Annotated in this window: 22 protein-coding genes and 1 pseudogene; 15 read left to right on the top strand and 8 right to left on the bottom strand. The window is 38.6% G+C overall.

Translation table 11 applies throughout. From position 1 onward, the window contains the following. Positions 1-424: 424 nt before the first annotated feature. Positions 425-1,753 carry a DUF726 domain-containing protein gene (locus ACIPUA_RS18615; protein ID WP_281110713.1) on the top strand — a complete coding sequence of 443 codons (1,329 nt, stop codon included), beginning with the start codon at positions 425-427 and terminating at the stop codon, positions 1,751-1,753. A gap of 142 nt (positions 1,754-1,895) precedes the next feature. On the opposite strand, the gene ACIPUA_RS18610 is transcribed toward ACIPUA_RS18615, so the two are convergent. The 4 genes from ACIPUA_RS18610 to ACIPUA_RS18595 form a co-directional block, all read right to left on the bottom strand. After that, entirely contained in the window at positions 1,896-2,732 is an 837-nt protein-coding gene (locus ACIPUA_RS18610) for a DUF932 domain-containing protein (protein ID WP_281110712.1), read from the bottom strand. A gap of 90 nt (positions 2,733-2,822) precedes the next feature. Beyond that, complete coding sequence (locus tag ACIPUA_RS18605; protein WP_281110711.1) at positions 2,823-3,251, bottom strand: antirestriction protein; 429 nt, start codon at positions 3,249-3,251, stop codon at positions 2,823-2,825. A gap of 68 nt (positions 3,252-3,319) precedes the next feature. Continuing rightward, complete coding sequence (locus tag ACIPUA_RS18600) at positions 3,320-4,207, bottom strand: GTPase family protein (RefSeq protein WP_281110710.1); 888 nt, start codon at positions 4,205-4,207, stop codon at positions 3,320-3,322. 62 nt (positions 4,208-4,269) lie between these two features. Further along, entirely contained in the window at positions 4,270-5,424 is a 1,155-nt protein-coding gene (locus tag ACIPUA_RS18595; protein WP_281110709.1) for a hypothetical protein, read from the bottom strand. An 844-nt stretch (positions 5,425-6,268) separates the two neighbouring features. Between ACIPUA_RS18595 and ACIPUA_RS18590 the strand changes: the two genes are divergently transcribed. Next, positions 6,269-6,868 (top strand): inovirus-type Gp2 protein, encoded by a 600-nt coding sequence (locus tag ACIPUA_RS18590; RefSeq protein WP_281110708.1) that lies wholly within the window; start codon positions 6,269-6,271, stop codon positions 6,866-6,868. A 229-nt stretch (positions 6,869-7,097) separates the two neighbouring features. Next, on the top strand, positions 7,098-7,361 hold the full coding sequence (locus ACIPUA_RS18585; RefSeq protein ID WP_281110707.1) for a helix-turn-helix transcriptional regulator: 264 nt from the start codon (positions 7,098-7,100) through the stop codon (positions 7,359-7,361). Positions 7,362-7,386: 25 nt separating this feature from the next. Here ACIPUA_RS18585 and ACIPUA_RS18580 read toward each other — a convergent pair whose 3' ends face one another. After that, positions 7,387-7,737, bottom strand: coding sequence for a DNA-binding protein (locus ACIPUA_RS18580; protein ID WP_281110706.1), 351 nt, complete (start codon positions 7,735-7,737; stop codon positions 7,387-7,389). 189 nt (positions 7,738-7,926) lie between these two features. Here ACIPUA_RS18580 and ACIPUA_RS18575 point away from each other — a divergent pair, with 189 nt between their 5' ends. The 5 genes from ACIPUA_RS18575 to dcm all read left to right on the top strand — a co-directional run bounded on the left by ACIPUA_RS18575 (position 7,927) and on the right by dcm (position 12,483). Then, positions 7,927-8,151, top strand: a complete 225-nt coding sequence (locus tag ACIPUA_RS18575) for a helix-turn-helix domain-containing protein (protein ID WP_281110705.1) — start codon at positions 7,927-7,929, stop codon at positions 8,149-8,151. A 32-nt stretch (positions 8,152-8,183) separates the two neighbouring features. Then, positions 8,184-9,401 (top strand): hypothetical protein, encoded by a 1,218-nt coding sequence (locus ACIPUA_RS18570; protein ID WP_281110704.1) that lies wholly within the window; start codon positions 8,184-8,186, stop codon positions 9,399-9,401. A 68-nt stretch (positions 9,402-9,469) separates the two neighbouring features. Further along, a complete protein-coding gene (locus tag ACIPUA_RS18565; protein WP_281110703.1) occupies positions 9,470-9,625 on the top strand; it encodes a hypothetical protein in 156 nt (51 codons plus the stop codon). Positions 9,626-10,408: 783 nt separating this feature from the next. Then, positions 10,409-11,131, top strand: coding sequence for an Eco47II family restriction endonuclease (locus ACIPUA_RS18560; protein WP_281110702.1), 723 nt, complete (start codon positions 10,409-10,411; stop codon positions 11,129-11,131). A gap of 77 nt (positions 11,132-11,208) precedes the next feature. Beyond that, positions 11,209-12,483: a DNA (cytosine-5-)-methyltransferase gene (gene dcm, locus ACIPUA_RS18555; RefSeq protein WP_281110701.1), complete on the top strand. Its 1,275-nt coding sequence runs from the start codon at positions 11,209-11,211 to the stop codon at positions 12,481-12,483. Positions 12,484-12,646: 163 nt separating this feature from the next. Here the strand turns inward: dcm and tnpC are convergent, their stop codons facing one another. The 3 genes from tnpC to tnpA are packed head-to-tail and all read right to left on the bottom strand — an operon-like array spanning position 12,647 to position 14,906. Next, positions 12,647-14,176, bottom strand: coding sequence for an IS66 family transposase (tnpC, locus tag ACIPUA_RS18550; RefSeq protein ID WP_449060042.1), 1,530 nt, complete (start codon positions 14,174-14,176; stop codon positions 12,647-12,649). 59 nt (positions 14,177-14,235) lie between these two features. Beyond that, positions 14,236-14,589, bottom strand: coding sequence for an IS66 family insertion sequence element accessory protein TnpB (gene tnpB / locus ACIPUA_RS18545; RefSeq protein WP_281111477.1), 354 nt, complete (start codon positions 14,587-14,589; stop codon positions 14,236-14,238). Then, on the bottom strand, positions 14,586-14,906 hold the full coding sequence (gene tnpA, locus ACIPUA_RS18540) for an IS66 family insertion sequence element accessory protein TnpA (RefSeq protein ID WP_281111476.1): 321 nt from the start codon (positions 14,904-14,906) through the stop codon (positions 14,586-14,588). The genes tnpB and tnpA overlap by 4 nt, the downstream gene beginning before the upstream one ends. Positions 14,907-15,021: 115 nt before the next feature. Between tnpA and ACIPUA_RS18535 the strand changes: the two genes are divergently transcribed. The 7 genes and pseudogenes from ACIPUA_RS18535 to ACIPUA_RS18505 all read left to right on the top strand — a co-directional run. After that, a protein-coding gene (locus tag ACIPUA_RS18535) for an IS3 family transposase (RefSeq protein ID WP_423731166.1) occupies positions 15,022-16,172 on the top strand; the annotation gives its coding sequence in 2 pieces (ribosomal slippage) (positions 15,022-15,298 and positions 15,298-16,172; 1,152 coding nt in all). Between the two features lie 5 nt (positions 16,173-16,177). Beyond that, positions 16,178-16,354, top strand: a complete 177-nt coding sequence (locus ACIPUA_RS18530; RefSeq protein WP_281111463.1) for a hypothetical protein — start codon at positions 16,178-16,180, stop codon at positions 16,352-16,354. Between the two features lie 149 nt (positions 16,355-16,503). Beyond that, positions 16,504-17,175, top strand: a complete 672-nt coding sequence (locus ACIPUA_RS18525) for a heavy metal response regulator transcription factor (protein WP_281111464.1) — start codon at positions 16,504-16,506, stop codon at positions 17,173-17,175. Then, positions 17,172-18,539 (top strand): heavy metal sensor histidine kinase, encoded by a 1,368-nt coding sequence (locus tag ACIPUA_RS18520; protein WP_281111465.1) that lies wholly within the window; start codon positions 17,172-17,174, stop codon positions 18,537-18,539. Before ACIPUA_RS18525 ends, ACIPUA_RS18520 begins: the two co-directional genes overlap by 4 nt. A gap of 125 nt (positions 18,540-18,664) precedes the next feature. After that, positions 18,665-19,672, top strand: coding sequence for a protein-methionine-sulfoxide reductase catalytic subunit MsrP (msrP, locus tag ACIPUA_RS18515; RefSeq protein ID WP_070925334.1), 1,008 nt, complete (start codon positions 18,665-18,667; stop codon positions 19,670-19,672). Next, the gene (locus ACIPUA_RS18510) at positions 19,672-20,274 is read left to right on the top strand and encodes a protein-methionine-sulfoxide reductase heme-binding subunit MsrQ (protein WP_140183065.1); all 603 of its coding nucleotides are present in this window, start codon (positions 19,672-19,674) and stop codon (positions 20,272-20,274) included. Before msrP ends, ACIPUA_RS18510 begins: the two co-directional genes overlap by 1 nt. A 215-nt stretch (positions 20,275-20,489) precedes the next feature. Beyond that, positions 20,490-20,876: pseudogene (locus ACIPUA_RS18505) on the top strand (IS1 family transposase); the annotation flags it as partial.

Here is a 20,876-nt window from a genome sequence, read left to right as displayed (position 1 = left end):
GTGAATAAGAGAATACAAGAGTAGTCATAAACGTGGTCAGCTCCTAAAAAAACACTTGCTGATATTTTGCATTATAACTGCTCAAAAGCAATGCTCAACACTGAGTCAACAAGTTAAAACGAGACTTAGGAAGCAAACAATTCCACTATTTAAATACTGTAGCCTACTAGTAATGCCACTTATATGAACTCGATAATATTTTTTTACAATCAAAAAAATAATGAAATATTCCTAATGATAGAATCAGATAAATTTATTTTATAGGACTTCATTAATGACGATGCTATCGGAACGATATTGTTCTCATTGCTTTAAAAAAAGCAATCAAAAAATCACAGAAAAGAATTACCTAAGAAGAAACGTTTATGTTTGTGAGAATTGTCAGAACTTCACTTTAGAATGTAGAAGCATTGGCTGTCAATGTATGACTAAAGGTGAACTATCAGACCAGAAGAAACAAGAAATTGAGGAGCAACTCAAGAAAGATAACGTTGATAAAAATATTGTTACAAATTTGATTAGCCAATATGCAAGCTGGGATGACGAATTTTGCGCCGAGCACGATGGAACTATTGGCTCATTCGAAAGGCTCAATATTTCAATAGATGAAATAAGTGACTATGACGAAATCATAAAAAGAGACAGTATAAATTTAGTCAAAGTTGGGAAAATATCTGCAACAGCGATAGCTGTCGGAGCAGCAACTGTAGCTACCGCAGGAACGGCATCAGTTGCTGTTGCCTCTGCATTGGGCTCAACTGGAGTATTAGGAGCTGCGGGAACTGGAACGCTAATTTCTACTTTAAGTGGAGCCGCTCTAGCAAATGCTTCACTTGCTGCTATTGGTGGCTCTGTAGCCGGTGGTACGCTAATTATAACTGCATGTGGCGCAGCATTAGGGGGAACTATAGGTGGTGCAATCACGAACAAATATATTAGTGAAGACTCCTCATTTAGAATAAGAAAATTACATGATTCTACTGAAAATAAAGAAACTTTATTTATCAATGGTTTTTTACAGGAAGAAGAAATTAATTTCCCTGACTGGATAGAACAACAAAAGAAAATAAACAAAAATACAAAAATGTACGGTGTCAATTGGTCTTCCTCTACCAATAAGAAATTAGGAAAGACCTTAATGAATCCTTTCGAGAAAGATAAAATCGCAGCTGCAATTTGCAATATTGGAGCAAGAGGAGGAAAAATTGCCGCGGCAAGATTAGCCATGCTAGCGAGTGTCGCCTCCATTGGCTATACCGCATTAGCGAACGATTGGCATGTGTCAATGCACAGAGCAGGAAAAACGGGGGCACTACTCGCTGACATTATTTCACGAACTAATAGTAAAAATTATGACTTTGCAGGACACTCACTTGGCTCTAGAGTGATTTATTACCTTCTTGAATCATTAAAAAGCAATAGTGAACGGCTTAATTCAGATAACATCCACATTGAGAATATATATTTATTGGGTGGTGCTGTCGGTAATGACTCTGCAAGTTGGGAGAATTTAGCTAGCCTTGTAAATGGTAAAATATACAACTGCTACTCTACCAATGATGGTATCTTGAAATGGATGTACCAGACAGCAAATCTAAAATTAAGTAATCCTATTGGCTATAGCCCTATAGAAACCAATTCAACAAAGATCATCAATGTAGATTGTTCCGATATCGTCAACTCTCACTTTGATTGGAAAAAAAATTACTCCACGATCCATCAGCGTATTACGGAAATACACGCAACCGTTTAGATATTTCTACCTTATAGAGTTAAGATAACCATCTGTTATTTAATTATTATCTTAACTCTATAACTATTTATTGTTTAATCACATTTCAGTCTGCAAATAGATAGCAAGCACATCATTTTATGAAAAACGATGTGCTAAGCTTTTATATTCGTTCTCTTCCAGAAAAACACTCATACATCTTTTCTGTCATCACCCACAGTGCCTTATTCAATTTAATATCCCCATCAATGCCATTCACTGAACGCGTGCGAGCGCGTTTACCTTTAGCATTTCTGCCCGATAATCCGCCTTTGATTAAATTCTCCTGCAAGCGTTGGTATACCGTCCACAAATCATCTTTCTTATCTTCCCAGCGACGAGGCTGTAATACTTGTTCCTCGGTAATAGGTTGATGTTCTTCACCAAAACGATACGTCAAAGCCGCATGCGCCAAGGCTTGCTGTGCTGGTGGCGGTAACATAACTGATTGCATTTGTTCACGTTTTTCAGCTACCGCATCAAACGTTTCTAGCACCTCATAAGCCCCTTCAATTACCTTCCCAACGACATCGCCCTTGTGTGGCACACGCACTTCACCAAAGGTATCTCCACACACTAGACCATTTTGGCAGACTGCTCTAAATAACCCCGGTAACATTTGATAACTGCTTGAACCATCATGGCTATTTAAAAGAATGATTTCAGGTACTTGAATACCTGTGATTTGGTCATGGCGTCGAAGTCGTAACATATGCTTAGTGTGCTCTCGACGACTGGAATCACGTACACGAGTCTGGCAGGCAAAGAACGGATAAAACCCTTCTTTTTGTAAGCTATCAAGCAAAGTAATGGTTGGGATGTAAGTGTATCGGCCACTTCTGGATTCATGTTTTTCTTCAGAGAAAACACTCGGTACAGTACGGAATAATTCTTCGATGGTCAGTGGGCGGTCGCGACGAATGCTATTCGCCGCACCAAAGCGAGAAGCTAAACGAGTCATAATGAATTTCCTTTAGATATCAATGTTCAATAGAATGAGTTAATAGCTTGGCGGGTGGGATGAAGCATTAGGGATAGTGGACGAATTCATTCAGTCAATAAGATGAAATATTTCTGCACTTTCAGCATGTTGCATAGCATAGTCACGAAGCTGGTAAAATCGTTCAACCATCACTTCACTTTCGGTTTTAAATGACCAAAGACTGAAAACAATCAAGCAAATAGCGACCCCAGCAGCTTCAGGGCTCATGGTGGCTTCATTCCCATTGTGTGGATTAAACAGGGTTAATTCCTTTTCTGCCAACATAGGGTAGATAAATGCCCCTTGATTGGATAACTGACAAAACTCCCAGAATGCACCTTGATAGTCATCACAAAAGGTATCCATTAAATGAAATATCTGACCTTCTAACTTTATCCATAACGGTACGGTATGAAAATATTGATACCAAAAGTTATCACGACGAGATGAGGGAACCGTTTTGCATGTGATAGGTGAAGCTTGGTGTAATGTAGGCATAATTCAATTCCTGATAGTGGGAACAAAAAACGCGAGCCGAAGCTCGCGTCTGTATAAGGTAAATAAATTTAGAATAACCACCGCCAGAAAGAAACAGCCACCGAAACGAGCCGCTCTCTGACGTGATTCATGACCTGCTTAACGGGCTTTGGGACAGGTAAAACCTCGATCAATTCTTCTATCAAGCCACCGACGGTATGACCAAAGTCTTGTTTAGCTGAAGAAATCACCGTTTCAGAGCAATAGTCTGTTTTCAATTGCCTTGCAATGGCACTACTTGCCTGTGCGGGGAGTGCATTTATTAATATTTCAGCCAATTTATCCAACTGGTAGTTTTCATTAGCTGAAATGATCGCAACAGGATGGATAGGATTAAAGGCTTGTTGCACCTGATTGACTTTTTCCACTAAATGTTGCTGCTGTTTCTCTGATGGCTGTTGCTGGTGGATATCCCACTCTCGGCAAGGCTCTATTTTGTCCGCTTGGTTCAGAACAAAGAGAAATCGTTCAGGGGAGTAATGACAATGCTCGACCAAGTATTGATAGAAGGCTTCATCCGCTGACCATGCTCTATCATCGGCTTTAAGGATCCAAAGAATAAAATCTAACTCCGGTAGCACAGCCTGATAAAGTTGTTGATATTCTTTGTCGTAATCGCGTGATTCCCCCACACCGGGAAAATCAATAAAGGTAATATCACGGCCTGACAATGAAAGCGTATACCGCTGGGCTGAACGGGTACACCCACTCACAGCACTGACACGGCATAAGGTTGATTGGAACAAGGCATTGCACAGACTGGATTTACCGACACCTGTTTTTCCCATTAAACCAATGCTGGGCGAGTAGTGGATAAGTTCAGTGAGTTTGTGTTGTAGTTGGTGTTTTATGGTGGTCGGGAGGGGAGCAAGCACAGCCTCAAACGGTGAGGCTGTAAAGGGTTGGTTCTTGTTCATAATGACTTCCTTTCGTCGGTTAAAGGCTAAATACCTTTGTATTTCAAGGAAGTAATATGTATTTAAGATTTATTAGACTTTTTAGGTATATAACCTTTTTGATAAGTGAATTTTTTACACGTTGGTCCCGTTACAGTCGGGATTTTAGTAAACTGTTTAGCCACTTGTTCAAGGTAGTAAAGATGATAGCGAGGTGAATTTTTAATGTTACAGACAAACTTTTTCCTTTTTTTATCGTCAAAGTGAGGATCTATCTTAATCTTACCCGCTGTCACTTTTTTTATAAGATAATTAGTATGTTTTCTGTACTTTGAGCTTTGTTCTTTAGGGATGAATATGTCAGTATATTCTTTTGAGAAGGGGAGAATTAAATTGCGAATAGCAGCATCAATTTGATACCTTTCTTGACCTTCAGAGTAATAACCTTGTCGGCAAAATTCATCATATTCATTATCCCAGTCAGGGGAAAGTTCGCTATCAAATCTAACGTAGTCTAGCCAAACATTACATTCATTTACTATACACCATTCTCTTGCCATATCACGGATAAAGTAATCTGTAATATCACCAGTGTAATAAAATATAACCTGTAGGAAAGGAATATTCCTTTCACCGAGTAAAACAACATGGGAACATGCCTTGAACACACTATAGGCTTTTCTCTTACCTAGTCTTCTGAGCATTTTATTGAAAGATGAATTTAATGTTTTTACAGCACTAAGTATTATCGTCGTACTAAGCGAAGCCGTTGGTGTATCGCTTAAGTAGATGGAACGCCCCAAAATAATAGCATCATCTAGCCCTAACAGTACAGGCAACATCATTATTGTATCCTTTTTATTCTCTTTTTTGACATGGCAATAATGGGTATACAGTTTGTCATAGCAAGATCGTTTAATTCTTAATTGTTGCTTCACCTGTTTTCGTATGTCGCTGCTCAAAGCTTTAAAAATATAGCGGTCAGAGTTTCCTCCACCAGAGAGTCTATCATTCATTTCCATCAATTCTTCTAATGATTTTGAGATTTTTAATTCCTTCTGAAACTGCTCCTGTAAATTCTGAATAATATATTTTTCCCCTGTTTTATTTGACTTATTAAAGGAGATGAATGAATACCTATCACTCAGTTCTTCCAATGAAAACTCTTGGCGTTTTATCCCCCTCCCTCTGGAATCCAACCCCAAAAAATTTAAATCACTAAAAAGTTCATTTGTCATCAACGCTATCCTTCATCACTATTATTTTGAGCAGTATTTTTTATTGTCTGATTAAAAAGGTATCACATACACAGAAAATATTCATGGGTATAAATATTGATTTTTACGTTTTATAATGTAAATAATGATGGTATTAAAATCTAATTTTCATGGTGTAAAATACATCAAAATTGATATTGGATATTAGAGTGTCATTGAATATTACTAGGTTTCTAATATAGTGCATGAGGTTTTACGCAAGGGTCGATGACTTTTTTAGCATTAAAAAAAGGGACACTTACTTTCATGATATGCTTAGACTTGAGATATGAATTGCAAAGCAATCAGTTCCAGCAAAGAAAATCTTGGATAGGTTAAAAATACTTGATGAGGAAAAATCGTATAAAATGATGGTAAGCAACAACTCAGTTTACCGTATTCAGATAATGAATTGGTAGCTATAAATGAGAATAAAGGCTCGGATTTCAGTCATAAAAACGAAGACATAAAAATACCAATTTTATGAAACGATTAGGTTATTAATATTATTATAAAGAAGCATTAACTCATTAGCATTACTTAATCATATTTTCTTATCAAAATTCTCCATTGAATTATTGCCATAGTAATGAGCATACACGAAGTGAATAATTCAACATTGAACACCCCATCAACCACGCCCCTAATAACCGTTACGTTAACCCTCTCACCCCTTAGGGTTAAAAATAGAAACCAACCTAGGGGCGTATTCTTCCTAACGATGCCTCAACAATGAATATAGAAAAAATCTTTATCCCATTCTGATACTGAAAAATTTACAGCTAGCACTTATCCGTTGAACCTATTTAACAACGGAGCTAACGTGATGAACTCAGTATCTCGCTATACCCCTATTCCACATTTACAACAGGCATTGTATCGACATCAATCGGATTTATTTCAACGCTATTCCAAAATACTGATGATACGTACCGACTTCCATTGGCGAGAAAAAACCGATCGTTATCGCTACGGCGATATTCACCAATTAGCCACAGACATGACCCTTCTCATGTTACGACTCTCAGAGGTCTCTGGCATCATTGGTCATGCATGGGTGATTGAAGATGGCCTAGATAGAGGGTTACATGCCCATGCAGTCATTTATGTGAATGGTCAGCAGCATCGTAAGAAATGGGCATTCTGTGAACGAATGAATCAACTCTGGAAGATAATCACTGAGGGTGAAGGCTATCTCTACCATTGCCCCGATAAACAGGACTATCAGGCATCAATTCGTTTTCCTGTGGATTATCGTCATGAGGCAGGTAGAGCAGACATGCGATACGTAGTGAATTATTTAGCCAAATCAGAACAAAAGGGAGATAAACCGGTTTACACCCTCTCAACGTTATCATCCTACAAACCAACAGGGCGTTCTCGTCACCGTAAACGCCGCTCATCCCGTTCTAAACAAACGGAGTAGAGAATATCAGTTAGATAAGTTAAACCTCGTAGAATGGCTATCGTGAGCTTTAAAGGGGGATCATGAATGTTGGTATTATAATGTTGCTTGCACGATGAACGCTCAACAACTGAAACAAACCTAATGGGAAAAAATAATTTACAGCCCCGCGTTATCGTTTGAAGGATTCATACCGCATTCATTAACCCTTTCGAATCCTTCTCCTTTTCACTTTTAGGAGAAACAAACGATGACCAGTAATACTTCAATTAACCATACAGATGACTTAGTGTTAACCAACCCACTCATTGACATGAAATTTATCACCCAATACACAGGGTTAACTGATAAATGGTTTTATAAGCTGATACAGAAAGGTGAGTTTCCCAAACCCATTAAGTTTGGACGCAGCTCACGCTGGTTTAAAAGTGAAGTCGAACAATGGCTGAATCAGCAAATCAGCGCATCAAGAGGTGAAGCGCCTATCGACTTAAAACTAAAACAAGTTGCTTAATAGCAATAATGTGGCAACGTTAGACTCATTCACGTTGTATTATCAACCACTCAATTCCTTTACGTCTTAGCGTATACAGCAGAGAAGCTTGCTCTGATTCAGATAACGAACGAAATAAGGTTAACCATTCCTGTTCTTGTACCGTTAATCCCTGCTTATTTGAAAGAAACTCAGATTGATTAAGTACAGCTTGAATTTCCGTTGAAAAATTATCGATGTGATATTCAAATGAACGGCCTCTAGCGCCAGGGACTGCTACAGCACGTTTCTTCCAATTCTCTAAACGAGCTCGTTTGTTAACCCCTTGTGGTGTTGTCGGAAAACCCGGAATATGAACAAGCTCTTTAGCGAGAAACCATTCTTTACTTATTTTCATTGTCATTCAATACCTTAATTCATGGATAACGGTCATTGGCATTGTCGAGTGTTAACTAAAGTAAAATAACATTTGATTGAATCCATGTTTCGATCTAATCTATTAACTAACATGAACAATTACCCTATGCGGTTACACTCTGGTGTAACTGCTAGGTTCTCACAATTCAATGAAAAGGAAAAGTTATCCATGCAAGAAACAGATTGGCATCGTGCCGATATTGTTGCTGCCTTACATAAGCAAGGGCTTTCATTGGCACAGTTATCTGTTGCTGCGGGGTTGTCAGCATCGACTTTACGTAATGCATTAAGAGCGCCTTATCCCCGCGCGGAACAAATCATCGCTGATGCTATTGGTGTCCCTGCGCATGAAATATGGCCTTCTCGTTATCCTCAAAAAATGAAAAAAGCGTAATGCTTACTTGATAAGACAAGACGATACAAAAAATGAAAAAAATGACTTTTTTAGCGGCTAACCTACTATTGGCAGGATGTGGTGATAACACCAACATTCAACAGGTCAAAGAGATGGTCACATTCAATGATAATACGATTACGGTCGGTAATGCCCTTGACCACCGTTCAGTATGTGAAAAGGTAAAATGGGAGACTGTCAACGATGAACGCCACCGTGATATCGTTCGCTATACTTGCCAAATATCGCCTAACGCTGCCAATCAGCTGATTACACGCAATATCAACAAATCAGAGCAGCAGGCGTGGGAGCGCCTTAGTAATGACGCACATCATTTTAATGAACAGAATAAAGAGGCTCAATTATCGAAATTTTATCTAGAAAACGGCGATAAGGGATTAAAAGAGGTGTCTGATAGTGGTATTTCCATCACATATAACCAGTTGAAAAATGAGTTATTACAGTACTTACGTAACAACTATAAAGTAGGAAATACGCAGGATACCTCAAAAGCCATTCATGATTTCGAACTGCCTAAAGAGTTCTTTAAGGACACGGAAGAGAAACAATACATTATCCAAATAAATTCCTACGGCATGCCGGTAAATCAATCAGATGAAATTGACTTAACTAAAGATACCTACGTTGTAAAGACAATCGAAACGCTACTATCCATTGAGCAACAAGCCTTAACGATTTTAGCTGGTAATAATACGGGCTTAGATACCAAAGATAACAACGGTGTGATTTGTAGTGATTTTAGTGAAAAATTTCCGTGCAATATCAATAGACGCATTAATTATGCTTTCAGTAATCTATTTTTTAAGCAAGTTCCTTATGAATTAGCAATGACGGATATTCATGAGCATATCGCAAAATATACACGTACACGCGAGGCAATGGATAAACGAGACGCCAGTTATGTTGTACTCAAAGAACGATTCCAGCAACGTATCTCTGAAATAAAACAACAATCACAGCTAACAAAATTAGAACAACGTATTGATTTTTCTATTATCAAAGAGCAGCAACCTACCGTAGCAAGTTGTGATTTTATTTTTACGTCAACGGATGGAAATACTATGACTTTTGCTCCTTCGTATTGTTTTCGTTTCGCCTACAAAGCCAATTGGGATCCCCAATTTGACAATATCATTCAATCTTACTATCAGGAATATATTCGACCTGGTCTCAACACATTTATTCAGCAAATCGACAGGGAGGCACAATCACTGTGGCGTGTTGAGTAAAAATAACCGACCGGGGAATGATCCCCTTTACGACTTGATATCGAATTGACTCAATAAAGGATAATAAAATGCCATTAATATTACTTTGGATCGGGCTCGCTTTATTATTAGGAATAGTTGCTTCAAGCGGTGGACGTTCATTTTGGGCTTGGTTTATTTTAGGGATTATTATTGACCCGATACTCGCAGGACTATTGTACTTGTTAATCGCTCGGGATGCCTAACCATGTTAAAACGTTTTTTTAAAAAGCAGTGTATTGCTATCTTTAAATGGTGGGTGATTGGACTGCTTGTTTGGTTGGTCGCGTTATATTGCTTTAAATAGGCAATATAATACCAATGTTTATTCAGACTGGATGTTATGCAGCCGTCTGTTGTAAGCCGGGAGGCAACAGACGACTTATTCTCCGATTGACTGCCAATTGACCCAAGATGAGTGACAACAAAATTGGCGACAAAAGCGAATGTTATTACCCGATCTTCATGGATGTGACCCATTATTAGGTGATCTCCATTCATGGTAATAGGCATCTGACGTTTAGTGAATCTGTTACTATTGAAAAATGCAGTTAACAGCCCCTTTTCGAATGGTAATAAATGAATAGGGGAATATCATGAACAATATTACCCGAATTATCTATACTTCAACTGTATTTTGCTGATATTCCGACTTCAAATCCATTAACTTTAATCTCGTTCATGATGTAGTACCTCTGTGAATAAAATCAGCATAAGTATGGCAAAACTTACGCAGAGGGACGTCCATTACATCGCTACACACGTTTCGCTATTAGTTAAGTACTTATTTGTTTTGCAAAAATATATGCAATCCATCACAACAGAAACACTCCTTAATGTTCATTCTATTCATGTATGTTATGCTTATTCTCTTTTAAATTTAGTATGTTATAAATTAGACTTCACAGTCTAGATATAATCAACTGAATCAATGCATTACACAATAACCTTAATTTAAACGCATTCATTATTTACAGAGAAGAACTACAATGCCTTTTCTAGCATATATATCTGATGAAGATTTAATAAAAGAAGTTAAATACCTTTTAGATAAAGCCGTAAAAAAAAGACAAGATGCTGAAAAATCATTCAATAAAAATGTTATTGATCCATTTGGTGCTCTGTTTGAAGCCTCTGACTTCAAAAGTCATGAAGAATGGCGAAATTCCGAAATGGCTAGGCAGTGTCAAAAAACCATTCAAAATCATGTGGGCACATTCCATCAAAAAATATTAGGTTATGTTGATGGTTGGAGTGATTTAGGTACTGGTGGAATTGTAGATTTAGTCAATTATGATAAGAAAATTATTGCAGAATCTAAGAATAAATATAATACCGTAACAGGTGGTAACCTTGCTGCAATGTATAAATCATTAGATGACCAAGTTTCCCCTAAACATAGTCAATTTAAGGATTTTACCGCTTATTTTGTTAATATCATTCCTAGAAAACCTGTCCGTTATAATGAGCCGTTCATTCCATCAGATAAAGGAACTGGCACTAAGTGTCCTGTAAACCCTTTGATTAGAAGTATTGATGGTGCAAGTTTTTATCACATCGTGACGGGAAGAGTGGATGCTTTAAAAGAATTACATGAAGCATTACCTAAAGTTATCGAAATAGTTTATCGACAGTATTATGGACAAAAAGATTTTGCTATTCCTGATGTCGAATTATTTATGAGCTATTTTACTGAAGCCTACGGTAAATAACCATGATCAACGTTTGACATTTAACATGACTATATATACAGTTGTAACCATGATCAAGATTATCAGGAATCACTATTATGTTACAAGATGAATTTTCTATCGCTGAAGTTGCAGACCTTTTAGGTGTTACAAAAGAGACTTTACGGCGTTGGGATTCAAGCAAAAAATTAAAATCTAAACGTAATCCTGATAATAACTATCGTTACTACGAAAAAGAGCAACTTATGCAATTTGAAGAAATTCAAGCACTTTATAAAAGTAATTGGGAAAATGAATTGCAAACTAAGCCAGTTAAAAAGTTTACTGTATTAGAGCTCTTTGCTGGTGCAGGTGGTATGGCTTTAGGTTTAGAAAAAGCTGGATTATCCGCTGTCATGTTAAATGAAATTGACAAGCATGCTTGTAATACCCTTCGTTTAAATAGACCTGATTGGAATGTTATCGAAGGTGATGTCTCTGGTATCGATTTTTCTCAATACAAAGGTCAAGTTGATGTCTTGGCGGGGGGCTTTCCTTGTCAGGCATTTTCTTATGCAGGGAAAAAAATGGGATTTGAGGATACCAGAGGAACTTTATTTTTTGAATTTGCAAGAGCGGTTCAAGAGGTACAACCTAAAATTTTATTAGCAGAAAATGTTAGAGGTTTACTAAATCACGACGATGGTAAAACCTTACAAACAATAACTAATACAATTGATGAAATTGGTTACTCATTGGTTGATCCTAAAGTACTGAAAGCTATTTTTTATCAAGTACCCCAAAAACGTGAAAGACTCATTTTGGTCGCGATTAGAAAAGACTTAGTTGATTCAATTGAATATTATTGGCCTTCGCCTTACCACAGAGTCATGACAATGCGTGATGCATTGAAGGCAGGTGAACTATTTGCAACAGATGTACCTAAATCAGATGGTCAAAAATATCCTAAAAGAAAACAAGAAATTTTATCTTTGGTACCTCAAGGAGGGTATTGGCGTGACCTCCCTGAAGAACTTCAGAAAGAATACATGCAGAAAAGTTATTATTTAGGTGGTGGAAAAACAGGTATGGCGAGGCGTTTATCTTGGGATGAACCGAGTTTAACCTTAACTTGTTCGCCTGCTCAAAAACAGACAGAACGCTGTCACCCAGAAGAAACACGACCATTAGCAGTAAGAGAATATGCTCGCATCCAAACGTTCCCTGACGATTGGGAGTTTTCGGGGCCAATGACGGCTAAATATAAGCAAATAGGTAATGCTGTGCCTGTTAATTTATCTTATGCAATTGGTCGTTCTTTAGTACGCGCACTTAATAACTTAGAACAGAAAGAACCCATTGCTCTCCATGATCAAGCACTTCTTTCTGCATAGACTCTAGCTATCATCAAAAATATAATATTGAGGTGGCTATTCAAATTAAGCCACCAGCTTAGAATATTTAACATAATCATTAAAGTGTATTAATTCAGACTTGATCTGATAGGTCTCTTAGGTAGAACGTAAGCGCCCCATGATCCCACGGAGCGCTTTAGTTTTAATGTAAGAAGTTCCAGGGAAGAAGTGAGTTGATATCTGGCTCTGACTTCGCCAGCTCTTTCATACATTTCACCAGGTAATCGTAGAGGATTAGCCCGTTAGCTTTTGCTGTCTCGATGATGCTGTACAGCAGCCCACTGGCATCGGCACCATGTGCATTATTAGCAAAAAGCCAGTTTTTTCTGCCAATGACCAACGATTTGATGGCGCGTTCCGCACGGTTGTTGTCGATAGATAAATGCCCATCTTCAACATAGCGTATCAACTTAGGCCACTGACCCAAGGTGTATTTGATGGCTTTACCAAGCGGACTCGATTCGATGACTTTCTGTGAGGTTAACCAGTCATAAAGTTCATCGAGCATCGGTTTGGCTTTCGATTGCCTCTCAGACCAACGTTCTTCTACCGAAGCGTATTTTAATCGAGATTCAAGGGCGTACAACTTTTGGATTTTCGCTAATGCCACGTCGACTTTACCCGATTTACCTTTACCCTGAAGCTTCTTCGCCTCCATGAACTTACGACGTGCATGCGCGAAGCAACCCACATTGCTCACTCGCGTTAATCCATCATAAGCACCGTAGCCATCACTTTGCAGATAGCCCGCGTAATCACCCAAGAAGCCCACTGGACAAGCTCTCGCGCGACTATTTTGATAGTCGAATAAGACGATATTCTTCATGTCTGAGCGTGTAGCTTCGGGGGAGTCGGCTCCTGAGCAGTACAACCACATGTAACATTGCTTGTCTTCCTTAAGCACATTGAGCGGCGTTTCATCGGCTTGAACCACTACTTGCTCAAGCAAGTGCGTTTTCAGCGCTTTATACAGAGGTTTGAACTTCTCGCTCACCTGGATCACCCACCTTGCCATCGTAGTTCTCGACAACTCAATACCCGATTGAGTGAACAAGGTTTCCTGACGATACAGCGGAAGGGCATACTGATATTTCCCCAGAATGATATTGGTCAGTAGGCTTTCGGTGGCGAAGCTTTTCGGGATGAGACTCTCTGGCGCAGGCTGTTGGTGAATAGGGCTTGTCTCAGCGGTTTGTTCACATTGACGACAAGCATATTTCGGGCGTACATATTCCAACACTTTTAATTCCGCGGGCGTGAACGCTAACTTTTCACTGCGGTCTTCACCGATTTTGTGGAGCGTATGTTGACAGCAAGGGCATTGCTTATCGTGCTCATCAAGGTCAAGAACAACGATTTCACGCGGTAAGTTTTTAGGCAACGGTTGGCGTTTACCGCGGCGTTTTGTGACCGTCGTCGTGGTCGTCACAACGTCCTCTTCTTTAGCGGCTTCCCATTCAGCCTCATTAAAGAGATCACCTTGCGCTTCATTATAAGGCGTCAACGCTTCTGAGCGTTTAGCGAACTGACGCTCAAGAGCAAGCTTGAACTGTTCAATGAGGGATTGGCGCTCTTGCTGCCACGCCATTTTCTCCGACACTAAGGTTTTCACCATCGCTTGAAGTTCGGCAATGTTTTGGCTTTCTGGATTAATATCGGGCGTCTTTTTCATGGCATTCATGATACTAAAAACACCACGCCAAGGCTTGGCATAACTGACTTTTATCGTGATTAACCCATTGTAAAACCGTCTATTTTTATCGGTTTATGGCCGATTATGGTGAAGCCAGATAACAGCCTATCTAAGTCAAATTGAGTCAGGATGTACACCTGTTTTTTCTCTTGAGTAGGCCATTTGAATTTAGCTTTTTCCAGCCGTTTATACCACAGGGCGAAGCCCGTTTTGTCCCAATACAACACTTTGATTTTGTCACGCTGTTTATTAGTAAACAGGAATAACGCTCCTGTGCCTAAGGGTAAATCGGTTTCAGCCTCAATAATGGCCGCCAGACCATTGATGGACTTTCTAAAATCCACGAATTCCCGATACAGGTAAACATTCGGGGCTCTCAACATTCTGTTCATGACAGCGCCACGATTAATTCAGCTAAGTAAACCGCAGGGGTTTCCTGAGGAATGCTAAGTTTAACGTGATTAATGAAGAGTGTCATGCTGGCAACGGGAGCGTGAGTCATTGAGGTGCGTGTTGTTTTTTCAACGACTTCGGCTTTGATGAAGCCACCTGTTTGAGATTGCCCTGTGCCCAACAACTGTTGACGTTTGGCATAAAACGTAGAAGGGTTAAGGTCATTAAGCTTGCAAAATGTGCGCTTTGGCAGCGAACTCGATTCAGATTGCTCGATAAGTCGTTGCCATTCTTGGTTGGTGAGCCGCTTTCTCATTTCAAATCTCCTTGAGGTTGGAGAGTTGATCTTAGGACGTACCGAGATTAATTAGAATGTGGGGTTTATGACGCGCTTACAATAATGGAATATAATCCAATTATTGAGGTGTTAAATGAAAAAACGAACAAACAGGTTTTATACTACTGAGTTTAAGCAAGAAGCGGTCGCATTAGTCACCGAACAAGGTTATAGCGTCCCAAAAGCGGCAGCTTCATTAGGGATCACCGATAAATTACTTTATAACTGGAAAGCAAAATTCGACGCTGAACAATCCGGTAGCCGCTTGAATGCCGATGAGAGAGCTGAGCTATTAAGGCTTCGAAAAGAAAATAAAGAACTTAGGATGGAGAAAGAGATCCTAAAAAAAGCCAGCGCCCTCCTGCTAAAGGAAACCAAGTAGCGTTTAAAACGATTAAGCAATTATCTTCACAGTTTCCCGTGCTGAAGCTCTGCAAGTTAATGAAAATAAGTCGTTCTGCCTACTATTCTTGGCTTAAACGCCCAGCAAAATTGATCACCGCAGAACAACTTAGCCTGTACCGCAGAGCCAAAGCTATCTTTGAACAGAGTCGAAATAGCTTAGGTTATAGAACGTTACGTAAACGGTTATGCAAAGAGGGCTTTAGCGTGAGTGCTTATGGCGTTCAAAAGCTAATGGCTCAGCTTGGCCTAGTCGTCACTCAGCGCGTTGCTTACAAAGTCACCACAAAACGCAAACACAGTGATGCCGTAGCCGATAATTTGCTCAATCAAAATTTTAATCCTCACGCACCTAACGAAGTGTGGGCGGGTGATGTGACCTATTTAAAAACAGGGGAAGGCTGGATGTATTTAGCCATCGTGATGGACTTATACTCACGCCGTATTGTGGGTTGGCACATCGATAAACGAATGACGGCAGATTTAGTCAGTAAAGCCTTGATGAAAGCGTATAACTTACGCCAGCCCGAAAACGGCTTAGTCTTTCATAGTGATAGAGGCTCTCAATATACGAGTAAGCGATATCGCCGCTTGCTAACAAGCTATGGCATTAGGGCAAGCATGGGTGATGTTGGAGCCTGTTGGGATAACGCCGTTGTAGAACGATTTTTTGGCAGTTTAAAACACGATTGGGTACTGAAAATCCCACAGCCGACTCGGAAACAGATGAAAGAAGATGTTATCGCATATATGCGCTATTACAACCTAGAAAGGCTTCATACTGCCAACGGTGATCTGCCCCCAATTGAGTATGAACAAAATTCCTTAAGAAAAGTGTCCTGATTTAGTTGCGCAGAACAATTTTTAATGCTACGGATCAACTTGATCTTTATGTTAATGGTGAGCAGCGCCAATTAACGCTATTTGAAACTGCATTGGTTGAAAATGATGGAAAGTCATTGCAATACGTTATTGGTTCTCAAACAGCACATGACTTTTGTCTTATTGAGTTATTTATTCGGTAGTTTACATGTCATCTGAGCTATTTGCTGCTATTTACAAATAGTGGCGATATCTTATGTTTCGCAATGGGAATCTAATTAATTTAAGATAAGTTGTTAGTTTCGTTTTTGCTCTTCAGGTAAATTAGTGTTCACAGTAACTTGGGGGTGGCATGAAGATACTATTGATTGAAGATCATATTAAAACCCAAAGTTGGGTTAAAAAAGGATTAGAAGAAGCGGGTTTTGTTGTTGATATTGCATCAGACGGCAGAGATGGCCTCTATTTTGCGCTTGAAAACGATTATCAGTTGGTAATATTAGATATTATGCTACCGGGGATGAATGGCTGGGATATTTTAAAAATATTACGTACTTCTAAATCGGTGCCTGTAATTTGTTTAACGGCAAGGGATGCGGTTGATGACAGGGTTAAAGGGCTTGAATTAGGTGCTAATGATTATTTGGTTAAACCTTTTTCTTTTTCTGAATTATTAGCAAGGGTTAAAAATCAACTTAAAGTTAACCAACATTCTTCGACTCATATCGAATTAGCTGATTTAAAAATAGATCTTACTCGCCATGATGTTGAGCGTGGAGGAAATAAGATTATTTTGACTCGCCAAGAGTATTCATTATTACTTTTCTTTGTCTTGCATACTGATGAAATATTACCAAGAACGCTGATTGCGAGTGAGGTATGGGGAATCGATTTTGAAAGCGATACAAATATCATTGATGTTGCTATCAGGCGATTAAGAAAAAAAATTGATGATGATTATGACGTTAAATTAATAGAAACCATCCGTGGTATGGGATATCGATGTAATAGGCCAAGTGTATGAAGAAAAAATCACTCCGCTTTCAGCTCATTCTTTCTTTTATTTTACTTATGATTGTCAATGCAGGATTGGTGACTTGGGTACTTTATCATTCCTTGAAAAATGAATTGATCGAGCGAGATTATAACTTACTTATCAATCGTACAGATCAATTGGCAAAGTTGATCGCAAGCGGTATAGATATCAAAACACTACCTATGTATTTCCAGCGCATGATGGATATGAGACAAGACATTATCCAAATAAAAAATGCTGAAAATCAGATCATTGTTGCGACAAATGCTGATATGTTGACTTCAGGCCATCTAAAATTAGTACAGTTAGAGACTCTTGATTCAAATAATATTTCTCATTGGCGAACATCTTCAGGGATCCCTATTTCCGCCGTAAATTTTAATATTGATGCACCGATGGGGCGTTTGAATATCGTATTAGCTAAGGCATCAGTGGATCGTGATAGTGTGTTAGCTAAGTATTTGACACAAAGTTTAGTGATCTCATTGATCTCAATTATTTTAATGGGGCTATTAAGTCTTTGGTTAATTAAAAAAGGGCTACGTGATATACAGTTCCTTAGTCAAACAACGGCCAATACCGATCTTCAGTCATTAAATCATTCAATCGAAATCGCACTGCTTCCGAAGGAGTTAAAAGAGCTCGGGGAATCACTTAACATTATGCGGTCAAGATTGAAGGGAGATTTTGTTAAGTTAACTCAGCTTGCTGATGATCTCGCTCATGAGCTTAGAACACCCATTAATGCTATTCGGGTGCAAAATGAAATTGTTCTTCAGCGCTCACGCAGTGTTAGTGAATATGAATCGGTGATTGCCAGTAATATTGAAGAGTTAGATAAATTAGCACAGATAATTCAAAGTATTTTGTTTATCGCTCGTGCGGAAAATAGAAATATTGCACTAAAACGAGAAGTACTGCCGCTGTTTGATCTGGTTAATGAAGTTTATGAGCTATTTTCTGTTTACGCTGAAGAAAAAAATATTGTTTTGTTATGTCATCCATCAAAACTAAGTCTTAATGCAGATCGCGTGTTGTTGGTTCGAGTATTAATAAATGTCATTTCGAATGCAGTTAAATATGCTCAGCCTCATACTCAGGTAATCACTAATATCTCAGCAAAGCACAATACGCTATCTATTAGTATTGTGAATCATGGCGAAGTGCTGCCAGATAGCGAAGAAATTTTTACACGTTTTTGGCGAGGAGATAATTCACGAACTTCTGAAGGTAGCGGGTTAGGGCTATCAATTGTTAAAGCGATTATTGAGTTGCATGGTGGCTGCGTCGCTTTTAGGCATCAGGCAGGGCAAAGTACGCTCATTTTGAATTTTCCTTATGATAATGATTAAGATGACAAATTTGTCATCTTAATGTCAGTGTTTTCTCTTTTTCTTCAGGTATAACAGGCATGATATAGAAAGAACATGTTTTCTTTTTAAACCACGGCCCATGTTTTTGAGTAATGGAGAGCACCATGAAAAAACGAGATAAAATTTCTTCGTCACAAATTACCCCTGAATCTGTATTTTTTATGAAACGTAGAAAACTACTTAAATTGTTAGGGGTTGGAGTGTCGGGAATTGCATTATCATCCGCAGTTAAAGCGGATTTATTTTCATGGTTTAGTGATGACAAATCTACGGTTCCGCAGGTAGATAGAAAGGTCTTAACATTTATTCAACCTGAAGAATATCAATCATCCTTGATATTGACACCAGAAGATAAAGTGACTGGTTATAATAATTTCTATGAGTTTGGATTGAATAAATCAGATCCTGCTGAATATGCACATACGATGAAAACAGATGAATGGACGGTGACTGTTGAAGGAGAAGTGAACCGACCAATGACGTTAAATCTAGATGATATTCAAAATAAATTCACTTTAGAAGAACGTATTTACCGTATGCGTTGTGTTGAGGCTTGGTCGATGGTGATCCCTTGGGTTGGTTTTCCATTAGCGAAGTTATTAGCACTTGCTGAGCCAACAAGTCATGCGAAGTATGTTGCGTTTGAAACACGTTATGCACCCGAAGAAATGCCCGGTCAAAAAAGTCGTTTTATTGGCGGTGGATTAGATTACCCTTATGTTGAAGGCTTACGCATTGATGAGGCGATGAATCCACTGACATTATTAGCAACTGGAGTGTATGGAAAATCATTACCAAATCAAAATGGTGCTCCTATTCGTCTGGTTGTGCCATGGAAATATGGATTCAAAGGTATTAAATCAATTGTAAAAATTCGTTTAACTAGCGATATTCCGCCAACAACATGGAATCTTTCTGCACCAAGTGAATATGGATTTTATGCAAATGTAAATCCACAGGTAAACCACCCACGTTGGTCTCAAGCAACTGAACGTTTTATTGGTTCAGGTGGCTTTGGACAAGTAAATCGGCAGCCAACATTATTGTTCAATGGGTATGGTGAGCAGGTCGCTGATCTCTATAAAGGGATGGATCTACGGAGATATTTTTAATGCTGACAGAAAATCGTGCAGCTGTTTTGATCACTAAAGTTATTGCTCATACTGCGGCGTTATTGCCTTTATTATGGTTGGTTTATGCAATAAATAGTCAGGCTTTAGGAGCTGAACCTACGAAAGATATTCAACATTTTACAGGGCTCATTGCATTGCGCTTATTGATTACGGTTGCACTGATCCCTATATTGGCTCATTTTTTGCGATTTAATACGCTTTTTCAGACACGTAAATTACTTGGATTATGGTGTTTTGTTTGGGCTCTATTGCATTTATGCAGTTATTTATTACTAGAGATTGGCTGGAATAATCTGTCATTGTTTTTCTCTGAAGTTTTTTCACATTTATATTTAGTAATAGGCGCTGTATGTTGGTTGAGCTTATTTATAATGGCGATAAGTTCATTTGGCTGTATTCGATCACGACTAGGGATGTGGTGGAAAAGGATCCATTATTTGCTTTATCCAACATTATTAATGATTATTTTCCACTATGTTTTATCGATGAAAACAATGACGCCAGAGCCTATTTTATATGCTATTTTGACTATGGCTGCCATTGCTTATCGATATAAAAATTTAATAGTAAAGCATAAATAACGATTGATATTGCGTTATTTTTTGAAAGTATAGGTGTTTAGTAATGATTTTTATTACTATTTTTGTTAAGTTTTATGGCCTAATTTAATAATGATAGTACCCATTATCTCTATTAAGCTCTTTATTCAACATGAAAATAAAATCATTAAGATTTAGGTCATGTATTCAATCCGGTGATTAACCTGTAATATAGGGTAATTTATCGGAGAATATTCATGGCTAAAGTCGATGTAAGGTGCCCATTTTGTCAACAAACGCTCCCAGTGAAAAAACATGGATTAGGTAGCACTGGTCATCAACGTTATCGTTGCCAAGATTGCTGCCGAAGCTTCCAACTCGATTATAAATATCGTGCTTGCCAACCCGGAACTAAAGATAAAATTATCGACCTCACGATGAATAATGCCGGTATTCGTGATACTGCTAGGGCCCTTCATATCAGCATTAATGCGGTTGTTCGTACTTTAAAAAACTCTCGCCGAAGCAGGTAACGTCTTTACCGCTTGATAATTTGCACATTGAACTCCTTTGTGAAGTCGATGAACAGTGGTCTTTTGTGGCTAATAAGAAACAACAACGCTGGCTTTGGTATGCCTGGGAAC

Source organism: Providencia sp. AGC89 (assembly GCF_053543535.1).
The sequence above is the reverse complement of the archived record's forward strand: the minus strand, read 5'-3'. Positions and strand labels throughout refer to the sequence as shown.

What these genes read in the sequence shown, in the direction of transcription:
- ACIPUA_RS18570 (WP_281110704.1), top strand. Translation starts at nt 8,184, where the DNA reads ATGAAAAAAATGACTTTTTTAGCGGCTAACCTACTATTGGCAGGATGT.
- ACIPUA_RS18605 (WP_281110711.1), bottom strand. Translation starts at nt 3,251, where the DNA reads ATGCCTACATTACACCAAGCTTCACCTATCACATGCAAAACGGTTCCC.
- tnpA (WP_281111476.1), bottom strand. Translation starts at nt 14,906, where the DNA reads ATGAGAAAGCGGCTCACCAACCAAGAATGGCAACGACTTATCGAGCAA.
- ACIPUA_RS18575 (WP_281110705.1), top strand. Translation starts at nt 7,927, where the DNA reads ATGCAAGAAACAGATTGGCATCGTGCCGATATTGTTGCTGCCTTACAT.
- ACIPUA_RS18590 (WP_281110708.1), top strand. Translation starts at nt 6,269, where the DNA reads ATGAACTCAGTATCTCGCTATACCCCTATTCCACATTTACAACAGGCA.
- ACIPUA_RS18615 (WP_281110713.1), top strand. Translation starts at nt 425, where the DNA reads ATGACTAAAGGTGAACTATCAGACCAGAAGAAACAAGAAATTGAGGAG.
- ACIPUA_RS18520 (WP_281111465.1), top strand. Translation starts at nt 17,172, where the DNA reads ATGAAGAAAAAATCACTCCGCTTTCAGCTCATTCTTTCTTTTATTTTA.
- ACIPUA_RS18510 (WP_140183065.1), top strand. Translation starts at nt 19,672, where the DNA reads ATGCTGACAGAAAATCGTGCAGCTGTTTTGATCACTAAAGTTATTGCT.
- dcm (WP_281110701.1), top strand. Translation starts at nt 11,209, where the DNA reads ATGTTACAAGATGAATTTTCTATCGCTGAAGTTGCAGACCTTTTAGGT.
- ACIPUA_RS18585 (WP_281110707.1), top strand. Translation starts at nt 7,098, where the DNA reads ATGACCAGTAATACTTCAATTAACCATACAGATGACTTAGTGTTAACC.
- ACIPUA_RS18565 (WP_281110703.1), top strand. Translation starts at nt 9,470, where the DNA reads ATGCCATTAATATTACTTTGGATCGGGCTCGCTTTATTATTAGGAATA.
- ACIPUA_RS18560 (WP_281110702.1), top strand. Translation starts at nt 10,409, where the DNA reads ATGCCTTTTCTAGCATATATATCTGATGAAGATTTAATAAAAGAAGTT.
- ACIPUA_RS18595 (WP_281110709.1), bottom strand. Translation starts at nt 5,424, where the DNA reads ATGACAAATGAACTTTTTAGTGATTTAAATTTTTTGGGGTTGGATTCC.
- ACIPUA_RS18600 (WP_281110710.1), bottom strand. Translation starts at nt 4,207, where the DNA reads ATGAACAAGAACCAACCCTTTACAGCCTCACCGTTTGAGGCTGTGCTT.
- ACIPUA_RS18610 (WP_281110712.1), bottom strand. Translation starts at nt 2,732, where the DNA reads ATGACTCGTTTAGCTTCTCGCTTTGGTGCGGCGAATAGCATTCGTCGC.
- msrP (WP_070925334.1), top strand. Translation starts at nt 18,665, where the DNA reads ATGAAAAAACGAGATAAAATTTCTTCGTCACAAATTACCCCTGAATCT.
- tnpC (WP_449060042.1), bottom strand. Translation starts at nt 14,176, where the DNA reads ATGAAAAAGACGCCCGATATTAATCCAGAAAGCCAAAACATTGCCGAA.
- tnpB (WP_281111477.1), bottom strand. Translation starts at nt 14,589, where the DNA reads ATGAACAGAATGTTGAGAGCCCCGAATGTTTACCTGTATCGGGAATTC.
- ACIPUA_RS18580 (WP_281110706.1), bottom strand. Translation starts at nt 7,737, where the DNA reads ATGAAAATAAGTAAAGAATGGTTTCTCGCTAAAGAGCTTGTTCATATT.
- ACIPUA_RS18525 (WP_281111464.1), top strand. Translation starts at nt 16,504, where the DNA reads ATGAAGATACTATTGATTGAAGATCATATTAAAACCCAAAGTTGGGTT.